At 71.9% G+C, this 16427-nt stretch carries 14 protein-coding genes and 1 other RNA gene; 5 read left to right on the top strand and 10 right to left on the bottom strand.

The features are described 5' to 3' along the window. Window positions 1–4 precede the first annotated feature (4 nt). Window positions 5–1291: an aminotransferase class I/II-fold pyridoxal phosphate-dependent enzyme gene (locus BGO91_RS08125; protein WP_290472270.1), complete on the bottom strand. Its 1287-nt coding sequence runs from the start codon at window positions 1289–1291 to the stop codon at window positions 5–7. A 61-nt stretch (window positions 1292–1352) separates the two neighbouring features. Between BGO91_RS08125 and BGO91_RS08120 the strand changes: the two genes are divergently transcribed. Further along, window positions 1353–1997: a DUF1345 domain-containing protein gene (locus BGO91_RS08120; protein WP_290472269.1), complete on the top strand. Its 645-nt coding sequence runs from the start codon at window positions 1353–1355 to the stop codon at window positions 1995–1997. Here the strand turns inward: BGO91_RS08120 and BGO91_RS08115 are convergent. Both BGO91_RS08115 and BGO91_RS08110 read right to left on the bottom strand, forming a co-directional pair. Beyond that, window positions 1990–2472 (bottom strand): dihydrofolate reductase, encoded by a 483-nt coding sequence (locus tag BGO91_RS08115; protein WP_290472268.1) that lies wholly within the window; start codon window positions 2470–2472, stop codon window positions 1990–1992. The genes BGO91_RS08120 and BGO91_RS08115 overlap by 8 nt on opposite strands. Before the next feature lie 7 nt (window positions 2473–2479). Beyond that, window positions 2480–3289 carry a thymidylate synthase gene (locus BGO91_RS08110; protein WP_290472267.1) on the bottom strand — a complete coding sequence of 270 codons (810 nt, stop codon included), beginning with the start codon at window positions 3287–3289 and terminating at the stop codon, window positions 2480–2482. Window positions 3290–3355: 66 nt separating this feature from the next. Here BGO91_RS08110 and BGO91_RS08105 point away from each other — a divergent pair, with 66 nt between their 5' ends. From BGO91_RS08105 to rnpB, 4 genes are all read left to right on the top strand, one after another. Next, window positions 3356–5584 (top strand): cytosine permease, encoded by a 2229-nt coding sequence (locus BGO91_RS08105; protein WP_290472266.1) that lies wholly within the window; start codon window positions 3356–3358, stop codon window positions 5582–5584. 18 nt (window positions 5585–5602) lie between these two features. After that, window positions 5603–6421, top strand: coding sequence for a Nif3-like dinuclear metal center hexameric protein (locus tag BGO91_RS08100; RefSeq protein ID WP_290472265.1), 819 nt, complete (start codon window positions 5603–5605; stop codon window positions 6419–6421). 40 nt (window positions 6422–6461) lie between these two features. Further along, complete coding sequence (locus BGO91_RS08095) at window positions 6462–7196, top strand: hypothetical protein (protein WP_290472264.1); 735 nt, start codon at window positions 6462–6464, stop codon at window positions 7194–7196. Between the two features lie 51 nt (window positions 7197–7247). Then, an RNA gene (gene rnpB / locus BGO91_RS08090) (RNase P RNA component class A) lies at window positions 7248–7617 on the top strand. Between the two features lie 100 nt (window positions 7618–7717). Here the strand turns inward: rnpB and BGO91_RS08085 are convergent. The 7 genes from BGO91_RS08085 to ppgK form a co-directional block, all read right to left on the bottom strand. Then, complete coding sequence (locus tag BGO91_RS08085) at window positions 7718–8410, bottom strand: response regulator (RefSeq protein WP_290472263.1); 693 nt, start codon at window positions 8408–8410, stop codon at window positions 7718–7720. Continuing rightward, complete coding sequence (locus tag BGO91_RS08080; protein ID WP_290472262.1) at window positions 8407–10896, bottom strand: DUF4118 domain-containing protein; 2490 nt, start codon at window positions 10894–10896, stop codon at window positions 8407–8409. The genes BGO91_RS08085 and BGO91_RS08080 overlap by 4 nt, the downstream gene beginning before the upstream one ends. A 2-nt stretch (window positions 10897–10898) precedes the next feature. After that, complete coding sequence (kdpC, locus tag BGO91_RS08075) at window positions 10899–11507, bottom strand: potassium-transporting ATPase subunit KdpC (RefSeq protein WP_290472261.1); 609 nt, start codon at window positions 11505–11507, stop codon at window positions 10899–10901. Between the two features lie 23 nt (window positions 11508–11530). Then, on the bottom strand, window positions 11531–13690 hold the full coding sequence (gene kdpB / locus BGO91_RS08070; protein WP_290472260.1) for a potassium-transporting ATPase subunit KdpB: 2160 nt from the start codon (window positions 13688–13690) through the stop codon (window positions 11531–11533). 4 nt (window positions 13691–13694) lie between these two features. Further along, a complete protein-coding gene (gene kdpA, locus BGO91_RS08065) occupies window positions 13695–15359 on the bottom strand; it encodes a potassium-transporting ATPase subunit KdpA (protein WP_290472259.1) in 1665 nt (554 codons plus the stop codon). Between the two features lies 1 nt (window position 15360). Then, window positions 15361–15450, bottom strand: coding sequence for a potassium-transporting ATPase subunit F (locus tag BGO91_RS08060; RefSeq protein ID WP_290472258.1), 90 nt, complete (start codon window positions 15448–15450; stop codon window positions 15361–15363). Between the two features lie 214 nt (window positions 15451–15664). Next, on the bottom strand, window positions 15665–16420 hold the full coding sequence (gene ppgK / locus BGO91_RS08055; RefSeq protein ID WP_290472257.1) for a polyphosphate--glucose phosphotransferase: 756 nt from the start codon (window positions 16418–16420) through the stop codon (window positions 15665–15667). Window positions 16421–16427 lie beyond the last annotated feature (7 nt).

Below are 16427 nucleotides of genomic sequence, written 5' to 3'. Positions count from 1 at the left end.
CGGGTCAGCCCCGCTCGGCCAGCAGCGCTTCGGCCTCGGCGAGCAGGATCGCGGTGCACAACCCGTCGAGTGCGGTGCGCAGCTCGTCGATCGGCGGGAACGTCGGAGCGATGCGGATGTTGGCGTCGCGCGGGTCCTCGCCGTACGGGAAGGTGGCGCCGGCCGGGGTCACGCCGATGCCGGCCTCCTTCGCCAGCTGGACGGCGCGTGCGGCGGTGCCGTCGAGCACGTCGAGGCTGACGAAGTAGCCGCCCTTGGGCGCGCTCCAGGTGCCGCCGCCCCACGGCGCGAGCCGGGCGCGGAACGTCTCCTCGACGACGTCGAACTTCGGGGCGATGATCGCGCGGTGCTTCTCCATGTGCGCGGCGAGGCCCTCCGCGTCGCGGAGGAACTGCGCGTGACGCAGCTGGTTGATCTTGTCCGGCCCGATGCTCTGGGCGCCGAGGTTGTGCTGGAGCCACGCGATGTTCGTCTCGGACCCACCGACGAAGGCGACGCCCGCACCGGGGAAGGTGACCTTCGAGGTGGAGGCGAAGACCAGCGGGCGGTCGGGGTTGCCGGCCTCTGCCGCGAGGGCGAGCACGTCGATCGGCTCCGGGCGCTCGTCCGTCAGGTGGTGCACCGCGTAGGCGTTGTCCCAGATCAGGCGGAAGTCGGGGGCGGCCGGCAGCGACACCAGGGCGCGCACGACCTCCTCGCTGTACACGGCGCCGGTGGGGTTGGAGTACACCGGAACGCACCACATTCCCTTGATGCTGTCGTCCGTCGCGAGCAGGGAGGCCACCGTCTCGATGTCGGGGCCGTCGTCGTTCATCGGGACGGGGATGAGGCGGATGCCGAAGCGCTCGCAGATGGTGAAGTGCCGGTCGTAGCCGGGGACCGGGGCGAGGAAGCTGATCGACTGGCCCGCCCAGGGGAGCTCGCCGCCGGGCACGCCGTAGAGCAGGGCCTGCACGATGACGTCGTGCATGATCGTCAGACTGGCGTTGCCGAGCGCGAGCAGCTGGGGGACCGGGACGCGGAGGGCGTCGGAGAAGATCGCACGGAGCTCGGGGAGCCCGTTCGGGCCGCCGTAGTTGCGCAGGTCGGTGCCCGCGGCGTCGCGGTACTCGCCGTCCGGCAGGTGCAGCAGGTCGTCGGAGAGATCCAGCTGCTCGGCCGAGGGCTTGCCGCGGGTGAGATCGAGGGCGAGGCCGGAGGCCTTCAGCTCGTCGTACGCACGCGAGAACTCGGCGTGCGCGGCGCGCAGCGCCTCGGTGTCCAGGTCGGTGAGAGGAGTCGCAGGAGTCACGTTCCGATCGTAGCGGCGCGGGCGGGGCGACGCGGCGACAGCGTGTGCGAACATCCTGAGTGTGACCGACGAAGTGCAGAAGGGACGCGCCCTGTCGCGCCCGAGGATGTTCGTGGCCCTCGGCGTGGGTGTGCTGACCGGCGTCGTCGTCGGCCTGCTCGACGCGTGGCACTACGCGGTGATCGCGGGCTGGGCGGGCGCGTGCATCGTCTACATCGTGTGGGTGTGGGCGAAGGTCTGGCGGCTCGACGGCGAGCAGACCCGCAGCCACGCGACCCTGGAGGACCCGGGCCGTCGCGTCAGCGACTGGATCCTGCTCGCGGCCTCCGTCGCCTCCGTCGTGGCGGTCGTCTACATCGTCGTGGACGCGCGGCAGTTGAAGGGGGCGCCGCAACTGCTCGTGGCGCTGCTCGCCGTGCTGAGCGTCGGGCTCTCCTGGGCGCTCGTCCACACCGTCTACACGCTGCGCTACGCCCGCATGTACTACCGCAAGGACGGCGGGATCGACTTCAACCAGAAGGAGCCGCCGCGCTACAGCGACTTCGCCTACCTGGCGTTCACGCTCGGGATGACGTTCCAGGTCTCCGACACGAACATCAGCAGCTCGTACATCCGGATGGCGATCCTCCGGCACACCCTGCTGTCCTACCTGTTCGGGTCGGTCATCCTCGCGACGACGGTGAACCTCGTCGCGGGCCTCACCTGAGGTAGGTCGTGAACCGGTAGCGCAGCCCGGAGGCCGACTCGAGCCACTCGCCGGCGCGGACCGTCCATCCGTCGCCCAGTTCGGGCGCGCGGGTGTCGCCGGCGACGTCCAGGTCGACCTCGGTGACCTCCACCCGGTCGGCGAGGGGGAGGGCCGCCGCGTAGAGCTGAGCGCCGCCCATCACCCACACCGTCTCGGCGGCGCCCGCCCGGGCGAGCGCGTCCTCCACGCTGTGCGCGACCTCCGCACCGGGTGCCGACCAGTCCGCCTGCCGGGTCACGACGATGTTCGTGCGCCCGGGCAGCGGACGGAACCGCTCGGGCAGCGAGTCCCAGGTGCGCCGCCCCATGACGACGGGCGACCCCGCGGTGAGCTCGCGGAAGTGCCGCATGTCCTCGGAGAGGTGCCACGGGATGCCGCCGTCGGCGCCGATCACGCTGTCGTGGGCCTCGGCCCAGATGAGTGCGAGTGCCATGCCGGGGTCAGACGGCCACGGCGGCGCGGATGGCCGGGTGGTGCTGGTAGCCCTCGATGACGAAGTCGTCGTAGCGGTAGTCGAAGATGCTCTCGGGCGCGCGGTCGAAGCGCAGGGCGGGTGCGGGATACGGGTCCCGCGAGAGCTGCTCCTCCACCTGCTCGACGTGGTTGTCGTAGATGTGGCAGTCTCCGCCCGTCCAGACGAACTCGCCGGGCTCGAGGCCGACCTGCTGCGCGACCATCAGCGTCAGCAGGGCGTAGCTCGCGATGTTGAAGGGGACGCCGAGGAACATGTCCGCGCTGCGCTGGTAGAGCTGGCAGGAGAGCTTGCCGTCGGCGACGTAGAACTGGAAGAAGGCGTGGCACGGCGCGAGCGCCATGCTCGGGATGTCGGCGACGTTCCAGGCCGAGACGATGATGCGGCGGGAGTCCGGGTCGCTGCGGAGCGTGTCGACCACCTGCTGGATCTGGTCGATGTGCGAGCCGTCCGGCGCCGGCCAGGAGCGCCACTGGACGCCGTAGACCGGGCCGAGCTCACCGCGCTCGTCCGCCCACTCGTCCCAGATGGTCACGCCGTTCTCGCGCAGCCAGCCGACGTTGCTCTCGCCGCGGAGGAACCAGAGCAGCTCGTACGCGATCGACTTGAAGTGCACGCGCTTGGTCGTGATGAGGGGGAAGCCCTCGGCGAGGTCGAAGCGCAGCTGCCGGCCGAACACGCTGCGCGTGCCCGTCCCGGTGCGGTCCGACTTGCGGCTGCCGTTCGCGAGGACGTCGCGCAGCAGGTCTTCGTACGGGGTCGGGATCGTCTCGCTCATCGAGTCGATGGTACTTCCGTTCGGTCACCCCTGACCCCCGTGGGGCGCGAGTCGTAGTCTTTCGACATGGAGACCGGCCCCGGCGGCGAGCGTCACAGCGACGACGAGCTCGCCACCGCCCTCGAGGAGGAGGTGGCGCGCATCACCATGGCCATCCCCGTGGTCGCCGTCGAGCCGTCGCCGGTTCCCCCGGCGGAGCCGGTCCCGGAGCCGTCGCGACCGGGGCCTGCGCTGCCGGAGTCGTCGCCGTCGGAGCCTGCGCCGGAGGACGAGGAGTGGGTGGGGCCGCCGACCCAGGCGATCAGCTTCGAGGACCTCCCGGTGCGTCGGCGGATGGAGGGGCCGCAGCCGACGTTCAGCGCCTGGGTGGGGGCGGCCGCGCCCCAGCCGCCCGCGCCCCAGACTCCTGCGTCGCCGCCTGTCGTTCCCGAGCCTCCCGCACCCGAGCCTCCCGCACCCGAGCCTCCCGCACCCGAGCCTCCCGCGCCCGGACGGGTGCCCGTCGCTCCTGCCCCCACGCGCGCGGAGCCGCTGTCGTACGTCGTTCCCGAACTGGCACCGCGGGACTCGCAGCCGGTTCCGCTCATCACGGAGGAACCGCCGACCGCGCCCCGGGACGCGCCGGCTGAGCCCGCGCCGCCGATCGTGCCGGTGATCGCGATGGCCCCCGTGCTGCTGCCGCTGCCCGGGACCGGTCCCGTCATCACGCACCACCTCGGACCGATCGACGCGCCCTCCGACCACATCGACACGGACCTCCACGACGACGCCGACGACGTGCGGGGGACCGCGCCGACGCCGCGCTCGTCCCCCCGAGTGGCCGTGGACGAAACGGTGCTGCTGGGGGCCGAGCCGGTCGCCGCCCCGCTGTTCGAACCGGAGGAGGCGGACCTCGAGCCGACCCCGATCGACCGGCGCGTCGGCCGTGCGGCGCGGATGTTCTGGCTGTGGTTCGCGGGCACGTCGTCCCTCATCTCGCTCGGGGTCGGGGCCACGCTGTTCACGCTCGGCCTCAGCCTGCGCCAGCTGCTCGTGGCGACGCTGGTCGGCGTGGCGCTGTCGTTCCTCCCGCTCGGGCTCGGGACGCTCGCCGGCAAGTGGAGCGGACAGCCGACGATGGTGGTCTCCCGCGCCACGTTCGGCGTGCGCGGCAACGTGATCCCGACCGTGCTCGCGCTCATCACGAAGCTCTTCTGGGGGTCCGTGCTGCTCTGGCTCGCGGGATCCGCCGCGGGGTCGCTGGCGGTGTCCGGGGGATGGGCGCAGGGCCGCGCCACTCCGACCGCCGTCGCCCTGCTCGTGGCGATCCTGGTCGCCGGTGTGATCGCGTTCTACGGCTACGCGCTCGTCGCCCGCGTGCAGCTCGTCCTCACGGTCGCGTCCGCGCTGCTCATCGCGGTGCTGGTCGCGGCGACCTGGCGGCACGTCGACCTGGCGCGGGCGCTCGCCGTGCCGGACGCCCTCTGGACCCACGTCGTGACGGGGGCCGTGCTCGTCTTCAGCTACCTCGGCCTGGCGTGGGCGATGAGCAGCGCGGAGGTCGCGCGCTACCAGCGCCCGGGATCGTCGGGGGGAGCGGCGATGCTCTGGGCGACTTTCGGCGCGGCCGTCCCGCCGTTCGTGCTCGTGTCGTACGGCGGCCTCCTCGCGGCGTCGCATCCCGGGCTCGCGGAGCAGCTCGCGAGCGACCCCGTCGCCGGCTTCGTGCGCCTCGGCCTGCCGGGCTGGTACCCGGTCCCCCTGCTCCTCGCGGTCGGGCTCAGCCTCATCTCGGCCCTCGTGCTCACCATGTACTCCGCCGGATTCACGCTCGACGCGCTCGGCGTGCGCATCGGCCGACGCTGGAGCACCGTCGCCGCCGGCGGTCCGATCGCGCTCGCCGGGATCGTCCTGGCGCTGACCGTCACCGACCTCGACAGCGTGGTGCGGGGCGTGCCCACCGCGCTCTCGGTCCCCGTCGCGGCGTGGACCGGGCTGTTCGGCGCCGAGACCATGCTGCGGGTGCGCCGCTTCCACCAGCCGTCGCTCCTCGTCTCCGGCGGCGTCTATCCGGACTGGCGCTGGCTGAACCTCGGGATGCTGGTGGCGGCGTCGGTCATCGGGCTCGGTCTCGTGAGCTCGGACCTGCCGTGGCTGGCGTGGGAGGGGTACCTGTTCCGCCTCCTCGGCATCGACCCGCAGGCGGGCATCGGCGCGAGCAACATCGGCGTCATCGTCGCGCTGGCGCTCGGGCTGCTCACACCGCTCGTCGCGGGCTCCCGGGCGGTCCGGCGCCAGGAGCAGGGCGCGGCCTGATCCCGTAGGCTCTATCCCGTGCAGCACACCCTCCGTTCCGTCCGCGAGACCGTCGAGGGACTCTGGCCGCTCTCCGGCGCCGAGGGCTGGGACGCCCCCGGTCTGCTGTCGGGCGACCCGGCCGCTCCGGTCGAGCGCATCCTGCTCGCCGTGGACGTCGTCGCCGCCACGGTCGACGAGGCCGTCGACACCGGCGCCGACCTCCTGCTCGCGCACCACCCGCTCCTCCTGCGCGGGGTGACGAGCGTCGCCGAGGACCGTTACAAGGGCGCGCTCCTGGCGCGCCTGATCCGCGGGGGCTGCGCGCTCATCGCGGCGCACACCAACGCCGACGTCGTCGCCGACGGGACCAGCGCCGTGCTCGCCGCGCGCCTCGGCCTCACCGGCACCGCGCCGATCTCGCCCGCCCCCGACGGCGTCACCGGCATCGGCCGCGTCGGCACCCTGCCGGAGCCGACAACGCTCGGCGCCCTCGCTCGCGCGCTCGCCGACCTCCTGCCGCCCACCGCCGGAGGCGTGCGCGCCGCCGGCGACTACCACCAGCCCGTCTCCCGGGTCGCCGTCTGCGGGGGAGCGGGGGACTCCCTGCTCGGCTCGGACCCCGTCCGATCGGCCGACGTCTACATCACCGCCGATCTGCGCCACCACCCCGCCTCCGAAGCGCGGGAGCAGGCGATCCTCGGCGGCGGCCCCGCGCTGCTCGACGTCTCCCACTGGGCGAGCGAATGGCTCTGGCTCGACACCGCCGCCGACCAGCTGCGCGCCGCCCTCCCGGGAGTGGAGGTCGCCGTGAGCGACCTGCGCACGGACCCCTGGGACTTCGCCATCCTCCAGTAGCCCTGGAGAGACCGTCACCCACGAAGATGGAGCACCACACGTGAAAGCCAGCCCCGCCGACCAGAACGAACTGCTGCGCCTGCAGTCCGCCGACACCCGCCTCGCGCAGCTCGACCACGCCGTCACCACGCTGCCGCAGGTGAAGGAGCTCGCCGCCCTGCAGCCCGAGATCGAGTCCCTCCGCGCGCGCTGGATCACCGCGACCGGAGAGCTGGAGGACGCCCGCACCGAGCTGAAGCGCATCGAGTCCGACGTCGCGGTCGTCGAGGCGCGCATCAAGCGCGACAACGACCGGGTGCAGCAGACCGCCTCCGTCAAGGACGTGCAGGCCCTGGAGGCCGAGCTCGCCTCCCTGGCCAAGCGTCAGGGCGACCTCGAAGAGATCGAGCTGACCGTCATGGAGCGGGTCGAGGGGCTCGAGAAGGCGCTCGCCGCGGTCGACGCCGAGCGCGCCGAGCTGACCGCGCGCACCGAGGTGCTGGAGGCGGCGCGCGACGCCGAGGCCGAGAAGCTCGCGGTGCAGCGCACGGCCCTCGCGGCCGACCGGCACACCATCGCGGGGGCGCTCCCCGAGGACCTCGTCGCGCTGTACGAGCGCCAGCGCGCCCGCTACGGCCTGGGAGCGGCGCTCCTCGTGCGCGGCGTGTCGATGGGCTCCAACGTGAAGCTGACCGAATCCGACCTCGCCGAGATCCGCCGGGCCGCCGCCGACGACGTCGTGCTGTGCCCCGACAGCAGCGCCATCCTCATCCGCAACGAGGAGTCCGGGCTCTGAGCCGACTCTGACCGGGCGCACAGACGCCCTGCGCTATCGTTGACCGCGGAATGGGTCGGCAAGACGGTCGCGTCGGTCCGCGCAAGCGGGCCGCCGAGGAACGTCCGGGCTCCACAGAGCAGGGTGGTGGGTAACACCCACCCGGGGCAACCCGCGAGACAGTGCAACAGAAAGCAGACCGCCACCGGTTTCGGCCGGTGGTCAGGGTGAAACGGTGGTGTAAGAGACCACCAGCGGCCGGGGTGACCCGGTCGGCTCGGTAAACCTCGCCCGGAGCAAGGTCAGACAGGGGACGATGAGGCTGCTCGCCGAGTCCCCGGGTAGACCGCTGGAGGGCGGCGGCAACGTCGCCCCGAGAGAGATGGCCGTCCGCGACACTCCGGTGTCGTGACAGAACCCGGCGTACTAGCCGGCCCATTCCCTGCACACGGATTCACCGGTCGAGGGGGAGCACGGCATGGAGGAGCGTTCCGCCCGGATCGTCCCGCGTGCCGGACGCTCAGCGCCCTGGGCGAGCTGGCTCAGTCCTCGTCGGGCGAGAACCGGTAGCCCATCCCGGGCTCGGTGAGCAGGAAGCGCGGGCGCGAGGGCTCCGGTTCGAGCTTCTTGCGCAGCTGCGCGAGGTACAGCCGCAGATAGCCGGTGTCGCTCGTGTACTGCGGTCCCCACACCTGGGTGAGCAGCGCCTGCCGGGTGACGAGCCGGCGAGGATTGCGGAGCAGCACCTCCAGGATCGCCCACTCGGTCGGCGTCAGGCGCACGTGCTCCGACCCCTCGGCGGTGGCGCGGGTGACCTGGTGCGCCGCGAGGTCGACGCTCACGCCGCCGAACGTCACGACGGGCTCGTCGGTGCCGCCGGTCTGCCGCCGCGTGAGCGCGCGGATGCGGGCGAGCAGCTCGTCCGCAGCGAAGGGCTTGGTCACGTAGTCGTCGGCGCCCGCGTCGAGCGCGTCGACCTTGTCGGCGGAGCCGGTGCGGCCCGAGACGACGAGGATCGGGACGGTCGACCAGCCGCGCAGTCCCTCGATCACCTCGATGCCGTTGAGCTCCGGCATCCCGAGGTCGAGCATGACCAGGTCGGGGTGGTGCTCCACGGCCTCCGACAGCGCCTCCGCGCCGGTGCTCGCGGTCAACACTTCGTACCCCCGTGCGGTCAGGAGGATGCGCAGGGCGCGCAGGATCTGCCGGTCGTCGTCGGCGATCAGGATCTTCACGCGCGTGTCCCTTCCGTCGCCGCGGGGAGCGACACCACCATCGTCAGGCCGCCGCCGGGGGTGTCCTCGGCGTCGAGCGTGCCGCCCATCCCCTCGACGAAGCCCTTCGACAGGGCGAGGCCGAGACCGATCCCGGTGTCGTTGTCGGTGTCGCCGAGGCGCTGGAACGGCAGGAAGACCGCCTCCCTGCGTTCTCCGGGGATGCCGGGCCCGCGGTCGATCACGCGCACCTGCACGGTGCCGCCGAACTCGCTCCCGGCGAGCACGGGGCGCTGTCCGACCGGGCTGTAACGCAGCGCGTTGCCCAGGAGGTTGACCACGACCCGTTGCAGGAGGACGCCGTCGGCGGCGAGCAGGGGCAGCTCCGGGGCGATGTCCAGCTCGACGTCCGCGGGCCCGACGCCCAGCTCGTCGAGGGCGGGGGAGATCACGTCGTCGAGCTCGGTGGGCGCGATCGAGACCCCCAGGACGCCGGCTTCGACGCGGCTCACGTCGAGGAGGTTGGTCACCAGGCCTGCGAGGCCGGCGAGGCTGTCCTCCGCGGTCTCGAGCAGGTCCTCCCGGTCCGTCTCGCTGAGGGCGAGGTCCGCCTGGCGCAGGGTGGTGACGGCCGCGGTCGCGGCGGCGAGCGGGCGTCGCAGGTCGTGGCCGACGGCGGCGAGCAGGGCGCTGCGCACCCGGTCGGCCTCGGCGAGCGGCCCCAGCTCGGAGGCGGTCGCCGACAGGTCGCGGTGCTCCAGGGCGGCGTCGAGCTGCGCGACGATCGCGCCGAGCAGCCGGCGATCGCTCGCCTCCAGGTCGCGGCCGGAGAGCTCGAGCGTTCCGCGGGTCCCGACGGGGAGGCGCTGCGTGTGGTCGGAGTCGGCGGGCTCGCCGTCGGTCGACACCACCTCGCCGCCGTCCAGGAGGCGCACACCGGTGAGCCCGAACGCCTCGCGGGTGCGGGTGACGAGGGCCTGCAGCGCGTCCTGCCCGCGGATGACGCCTCCCGCGATCGTCGCCAGCAGCTCCGCCTCGGCCGCGGCGCGCTGCGCGGTGCGGGTACGGCGGGCCGCCTGGTCGACGACCACGCTGACGAGGGCGGCGATCACGACGTAGAGCACCAGCGCGAGCAGGTGCAGCGGCTCGTTGATCGTGATCGTGTAGAGCGGGGCGACGAAGAAGAAGTCCAGCGTGATGCCGGAGAGCAGCGCCGCGAACAGCGCCGGCCAGATGCCGCCGACGAGCGAGACGATGACCACGAGCAGCTGGTAGCTCAGCACGTCCGCGGTCATGGAGTCGCCGGAGCGGACGCTCGTGAGCAGCAGCGTCAGGAGGGGCCCGCCGACGAGGGCGAGCGCGAAGCCGAGCACCCGCCGCCGCACGGTGAGGCCGCCGCGCGGCCGGGGGAGCGAGAACCGCCCGCCCGCCCGCGAGTGGGAGACGATGTGCACGTCGATGTCGCCGGACTCGCGGATCACCGTGGAGCCGATGCCGGGCCCGGTGAGCAGCGCGGCGAGCCGGCTACGGCGGGAGACGCCGATGACCAGCTGGGTCGCGTTCTCCCCGCGGGCGAACTCGACGAGGGCGCGCGGGATGTCGCTGCCGACCACCTGGTGGTAGCTGCCGCCGAGCTGCTCCACAAGGGCGCGCTGGGCGGCGAGGGTGCCCGGCGCCCCGGTGCGCAGCCCGTCCTCGCTCGTCACGTGCACGGCGAGCAGCTCCCCGCCGGCCGAGCGTGCGGCGATCCGCGCGCCGCGGCGCAGCAGGGTCTCGCCCTCCGGGCCGCCGGTGAGCGCGACCACGACGCGCTCCCTGGCCTCCCACTTGCCGGCGATGCCGTGCTCGGCGCGGTACTTCTGCAGGGCGCTGTCGACCTCGTCGGCCAGCCAGAGCAGGGCGAGCTCGCGCAGCGCGGTGAGGTTGCCGAGCCGGAAGTAGTTCGAGAGGGCGGCGTCGATCCGGGAGGAGGGATAGACGTTGCCCTCGGTGAGCCGGTCGCGCAGCGCCTGCGGGGCGAGGTCGATGACCTCGATCACGTCGGCGCGGCGCAGCACGGCGTCCGGGATGGTCTCGCGCTGCTGCACGCCGGTGATCTGCTCGACCACGTCGTTCAGCGACTCGATGTGCTGGATGTTGACCGTCGACATCACGTCGATGCCCGCGTCGAGCATCGCGTCGACGTCCTCCCAGCGCTTCGCGTGTGCCGTGCCGGGGGCGTCGGTGTGCGCGAGCTCGTCCACCAGCGCGAGCTGCGGGGCGCGGGCGAGCACGGCCGCCAGGTCCATCTCGGTCAGCTGCACGCCGCGATGCTCGACGGTCAGCCGGGGGACGACCTCCAGCCCGTCGAGCATCGCGGCGGTGGCGGCGCGGCCGTGGGTCTCCACGACCGCGACCACCACATCCTTGCCGAGCGCCTGCAGTCGTTTGCCCTCTTCGAGCATCGCGTACGTCTTGCCGACGCCCGGCGCTGCTCCGAGCATCACCCGCAGGCGGCCACGTGGCATGTCTACTTGTCCATCTCCGAAAGGGCCAGGTTGAGCTGGAGCACGTTCACGGTCGGGTCCCCGAGGTATCCGAGGTCCCGTCCCTGAATCCTAGACTCGACCAGCTTCCGCACGCTGTCGGTGGAGAGGCCGCGAGCCGCGGCGACGCGGTCGACCTGGAGCAGGGCGTAGGCCGGTGAGATGTGCGGGTCGAGCCCAGAGCCCGAGGCGGTGACGGCGTCGCTCGGGATGCTGCCGGCGCGCACGCCGTCCGACTTCTCGATCGCCTCGGTGCGCTCCTTCACGGCCTTCTGCTGGGCCGGGTTGGAGGCGGCGAGGTTGCTGCCGGAGGACGACGCGCCGTCGTACCCGTCGCCGGCCGCGGACGGACGGGACTGGAACCACTGCGGCAGCGCCTTCCCGTCCTTGTCGGTGAAGCTCTGCCCGATGAGGGCCGAGCCGACGGGCTTCCCGTCCACCGAGATGATCGAGCCGTTCGCCTGGGCCGGGAGCGCGAGCTGCCCGATCCCGGTGACGACGAGGGTGTAGCCGATGCCGAGCGCGACCGTCAGGACGATCATCGCGCGCAGGGCGACCCAGTACTGGCGCCAGGCGCCGCGGAGGCGGTTCATTGTCGTGCGACCTTTCGTGTCTGTCAGAATCCGGGGATCAGCGCGACCAGGAGGTCGATCAGCTTGATCCCGATGAAGGGGGCGATGATCCCGCCGAGGCCGTAGATCAGCAGGTTGCGGCCGAGCAGCGACGAGGCCGCCGCCGGGCGGTAGCGCACCCCGCGCAGGGCCAGCGGGATCAGCGCGACGATCACGATCGCGTTGAAGATCACCGCGGACAGGATGGCCGAGGCGGGGGAGTGCAGCCCCATGATGTTGAGCGCCGACAGGCCGGGGAACGCGGCCACGAACATCGCCGGGATGATCGCGAAGTACTTCGCGACATCGTTGGCGATCGAGAACGTGGTCAGCGCGCCGCGGGTGATCAGCAGCTGCTTGCCGATGCGGACGATGTCGATGAGCTTCGTCGGGTCGGAGTCGAGGTCGACCATGTTGCCGGCCTCCTTCGCCGCCGACGTGCCCGTGTTCATCGCCACGCCGACGTCCGCCTGAGCGAGCGCGGGCGCGTCGTTCGTGCCGTCACCGGTCATCGCGACCAGAGCCCCGCCCTCCTGCTCGCGGCGGATCAGCGCGAGCTTGTCCTCGGGCTTCGCCTCGGCGAGGAAGTCGTCCACGCCCGCCTCGGCCGCGATGGCCTTGGCGGTCAGCGGGTTGTCACCGGTCACCATGACGGTGCGGATGCCCATCCGGCGCAGATCGGCGAACCGCTCGGCGAGGCCCTCCTTGACGATGTCCTTGAGGTAGATCACACCGAGCACCGTGGCCACGCCGTCCGCGGCGCGGGTCGCGACGGCGAGCGGCGTGCCGCCCATCTGCGAGATTCGCTCGACCTCCGCGTCCAGCTCGTGGAGCGCGCTCGTCGACGGCGCGGCCGTGCCGGCCTCCGTCGCCTGCTCGCGGACCCAGGTCACGATGGCGCTCGCCGCGCCCTTGCGCACCTGCGAGCCGTCCGGCAGGTCGAGCCCGCTCATCCGCGTCTGGGCGGTGAAGGGCACGATCTCCCCTCGGGCGTCGGTCGGGCGCTCGTAGCCGAGCGTCCCCGCGAGCTCCACGACCGAGACGCCCTCGGGGGTGGGATCGCTCAGGGAGGAGAGCGCGGCGGCCCGGACGAGGGCGTCGCGATCGGCGCCGCCGACGGCGGTGAACTCGCTCGCACGCCGGTTGCCGTACGTGATCGTGCCCGTCTTGTCGAGCAGCAGCGTGGTCACGTCGCCCGCGGCCTCCACCGCACGCCCGGACATCGCGAGCACGTTGTGCTGCACGAGGCGGTCCATGCCGGCGATGCCGATGGCCGAGATGAGGGCGCCGATGGTGGTGGGGATGAGGCACACCAGCAGGGCGATCAGCACGGGCACGGTCGGCGCGGCGTCCGAGTAGCCCGCGACCGGCTGCAGCACGAGCACGACGATCACGAAGATGATCGAGAGGCTCGCGAGCAGGATGTTCAGCGCGACCTCGTTCGGGGTCTTCTGCCGCGAGGCGCCCTCGACGAGCGCGATCATCCGGTCGACGAAGGTCTCGCCCGGCTTCGACGTGATGCGCACGACGATGCGGTCCGAGAGGACGCGCGTGCCGCCGGTCACGGCGCTGCGGTCGCCGCCCGACTCCCGCACCACGGGGGCCGACTCGCCGGTGATGGCCGACTCGTCCACGGTCGCGATGCCGCGGATCACGTCGCCGTCGCCCGGGATGAGCTCGCCCGCCGTGACGACCACCACGTCGCCGAGCGCCAGATCGCTCGACGCGACCGCGGCGACGGAGGCGCGCACCGCATCCGGGTCCGCGGTCTCGTCGTAGCCGGTGACGCGGTTGGCGAGCGTGGTGGAGCGGGTGGAGCGCAGGGTGGCGGCCTGCGCCTTGCCGCGGCCCTCCGCGACCGACTCCGCCAGGTTGGCGAAGACGACGGTGAGCCAGAGCCAGACGGCGATGCTCCAGGTGAAGGCGAGCGTGGCCGGTCCCGTGCCGCCCGCGCCGAGGAACGGCTGGGCGATGGCGACGATGGTCGTCAGCGCGGCGCCGACCTCGACGATGAACATGACGGGGTTGCGCCACATCTGGCGCGGATCGAGCTTGCGCAATGCGCCGGGGAGCGCGGCGACGAGCTGGGCGCCGCTGAAGGCGCCGGCCCTGGTCGCACTCTCCTTCGGAGCGCGGGCGCTGCGTTGTGGTGTGAGCGTTGTCATGGTGTTACTGCAGCCCTTCCGCCAGGGGACCCAGCGCGAGAACGGGGAAATAGGTGAGTGCCGAGACGAGCAGGACGGTGCCGATCATCAGGCCGACGAACTGCGGCCGGTGGGTGGGCAGGGTGCCTGCGGTCGCGGGGACGCGGCCCTGCTGGGCGAGCGAGCCGGCGAGGGCGAGGACGAACACGATCGGCAGGAACCGGCCGAGGAACATCGCGACCCCGAGGGCCGTGTTGAGCCAGGGCGTCGCCGCGGTGAGGCCCGCGAAGGCCGATCCGTTGTTGTTCGCGGCCGAGGTGAACGCGTAGAGCACCTCGCTGAAGCCGTGCAGTCCGGGGTTCAGGATCGACGTCTTCTCGATGTCCGCCCGCACCGCGGGGATGGCGAAGCTCAGGCCGGTGCCGAGGAGCACGAGCGTCGGCGTGGTCAGGATGTAGAGGCTGGCCAGCTTGATCTCGCGCGGGCCGAGCTTCTTGCCCAGGTACTCCGGCGTGCGGCCGACCATGAGGCCCGCGACGAACACCGCGATGACCGCGATCACGAGGATTCCGTAGAGACCCGATCCGACACCGCCGGGCACGATCTCGCCCAGCATCATGTTGATCAGCGCCATCATCCCGCCGAGCGGGCTGTAGCTGTCGAGCATGGAGTTCACGGCGCCGGTGGAGGTCGTCGTGCTGGTGGTGTTGAACAGCGTCGAACCGAGCACGCCGAACGCGGTCTCCTTGCCCTCCATCGATCCGCTCGACGCCTCGAACAGCGTCATGGCGATGAGCGAGACGACGAACAGCGTGGCCATCGTCGCGAGGATCGCGTAGCCCTGGCGCTTGTCGCCGACCATCCGGCCGAAGGTGCGCGGCAGGGAGAACGGGATGATGAGCATCAGCAGCACCTCGACCAGGTTGGTCCAGGCCGTCGGGTTCTCGAACGGGTGCGCCGAGTTCGCGTTGAAGAACCCGCCGCCGTTGGTGCCGAGCAGCTTGATGGCCTCCTGCGAGGCGACGGGCCCGCCCGGCAGGGACTGCGCCGCGCCCGTGAGGGTCGTCACGTGGTCGAAGCCGTTGAAGTTCTGCGCCGCGCCGCCGATGATCAGCACGACCGCGGCGATGAGCGACAGCGGCAGCAGGATGCGCACGGTGCCGCGCAGCATGTCCACCCAGAAGTTGCCGATCGTCCCGCTGGAGCGGGAGGCGAAGCCGCGCACCAGGGCGACGGCGACCGCCATGCCGACGGCGGCGGACACGAAGTTCTGCACGGCCAGGCCGGCGAACTGCACGGTGTAGCCGAGGGTCGCGTCGGGGGAGTAGGACTGCCAGTTGGTGTTCGTCACGAACGAGATCGCCGTGTTGAACGACGTCCCCTCCGGGACGGCCGGCATGCCCAGCGAGTACGGCAGGAACTGCTGCAGGCGCTGGAGGGCGTAGACGAGCAGGACGCCGATCACCGAGAACGCCAGCACGCCGCGCAGATAGGCGGGCCAGGTCTGGCCGGCACGGGCGTCCACGCCGATGAGGCGGTAGACGCCGCGCTCGACGGCGAGGTCGCGGTCGGAGGTGTACACGCGCGCCATGTAGTCCCCGAGAGGACGGTAGGCGACGGCGAGCAGGAGCACGAGCGTCGCCAGCTGGGCGACGAACAGCCAGATGCCCGTCATGGAGTCGGAGCCCATCTCAGAACCGCTCCGGCTTCACGAGGGCGACGACCAGGTAGGCGATCGCGGCGACAGCGAGCAGCGCCGCGACCACATTGATCACGATCACAGCTTCTCGACCCCCCGGCCGGCCAGGCCCACGACAAGCGCGAGCACGACCACTCCGAGGAGGTAGACGACGTCCAGCAAGACTCTCTCCATCCGTGAGGATGCCGCGACCGGTCGGTCGCGGCAGAAGAGAGTCCACACCCGCGTTCCCCGCGGGGCGCTGGTCCTAACGCATCCCTAACGCCCCGCTGCGGAATCCTTGCGGCTTGCTGACGCTAGCCCTTCACCGCCAGCGCCGCGGCCCCGAGGATGCCCGCGTTGTTGCGGTGCACGGCCGGGACGATCGGGGTCTTGAGGTCGAGGAGGGGCAGGAACTCCTGGTAGTTCTTGGAGACGCCGCCGCCGACGATGAACAGGTCGGGGGTGAAGAGGAACTCGAGCGTGGAGTAGTACTTCTGGAGGCGCTTCGCCCACTTCTCCCAGCTCATGTCCTCGCGCTCCTTCGCCGAGTACGCGGCGCGGGACTCGGCGTCGTGGCCGTCGATCTCGAGGTGTCCCAGCTCGGCGTTCGGGATGAGGACGCCGTCGTAGATGAGTGCCGAGCCGATCCCGGTGCCGAGGGTGGTCATGATGACCAGGCCGTCCTTGCCCTTCGCGGCGCCGAAGCTGGTCTCCGCGTAGCCCGCGGCGTCGGCGTCGTTGACGAAGTGGATGTCGCGGCCGAGGGCCTTCTCGAAGAGGTCCTCCGCGTGCAGGTCGATCCACTTCTTGGAGACGTTCGCGGCCGAGAGGGTCACGCCGTGGCTCACGATGGCCGGGAAGCAGATGCCCACCGGGGCGTCCGGCTCCTCCGCCGCGAGCTGGTCGACGATCTTCTTGGTGACCTCGACGATGCCGTCCGGCTCGCCGCCCTCCGGGGTGGGCAGCTTGATCCGGTCGCTCAGGAGCTCGCCGGTCTCGAGATCGACCAGCCCTCCCTTGATGCCGGTTCCGCCGATGTCGATGCCGATTGCGTGCTTCTGACCGCTCATGCCCACG

Origin of the sequence: Leifsonia sp. 71-9 (assembly GCF_001898805.1) — a bacterium.
In the GTDB taxonomy this organism is placed as follows: domain Bacteria; phylum Actinomycetota; class Actinomycetes; order Actinomycetales; family Microbacteriaceae; genus Leifsonia.
The sequence above is the reverse complement of the archived record's forward strand: the minus strand, read 5'-3'. Positions and strand labels throughout refer to the sequence as shown.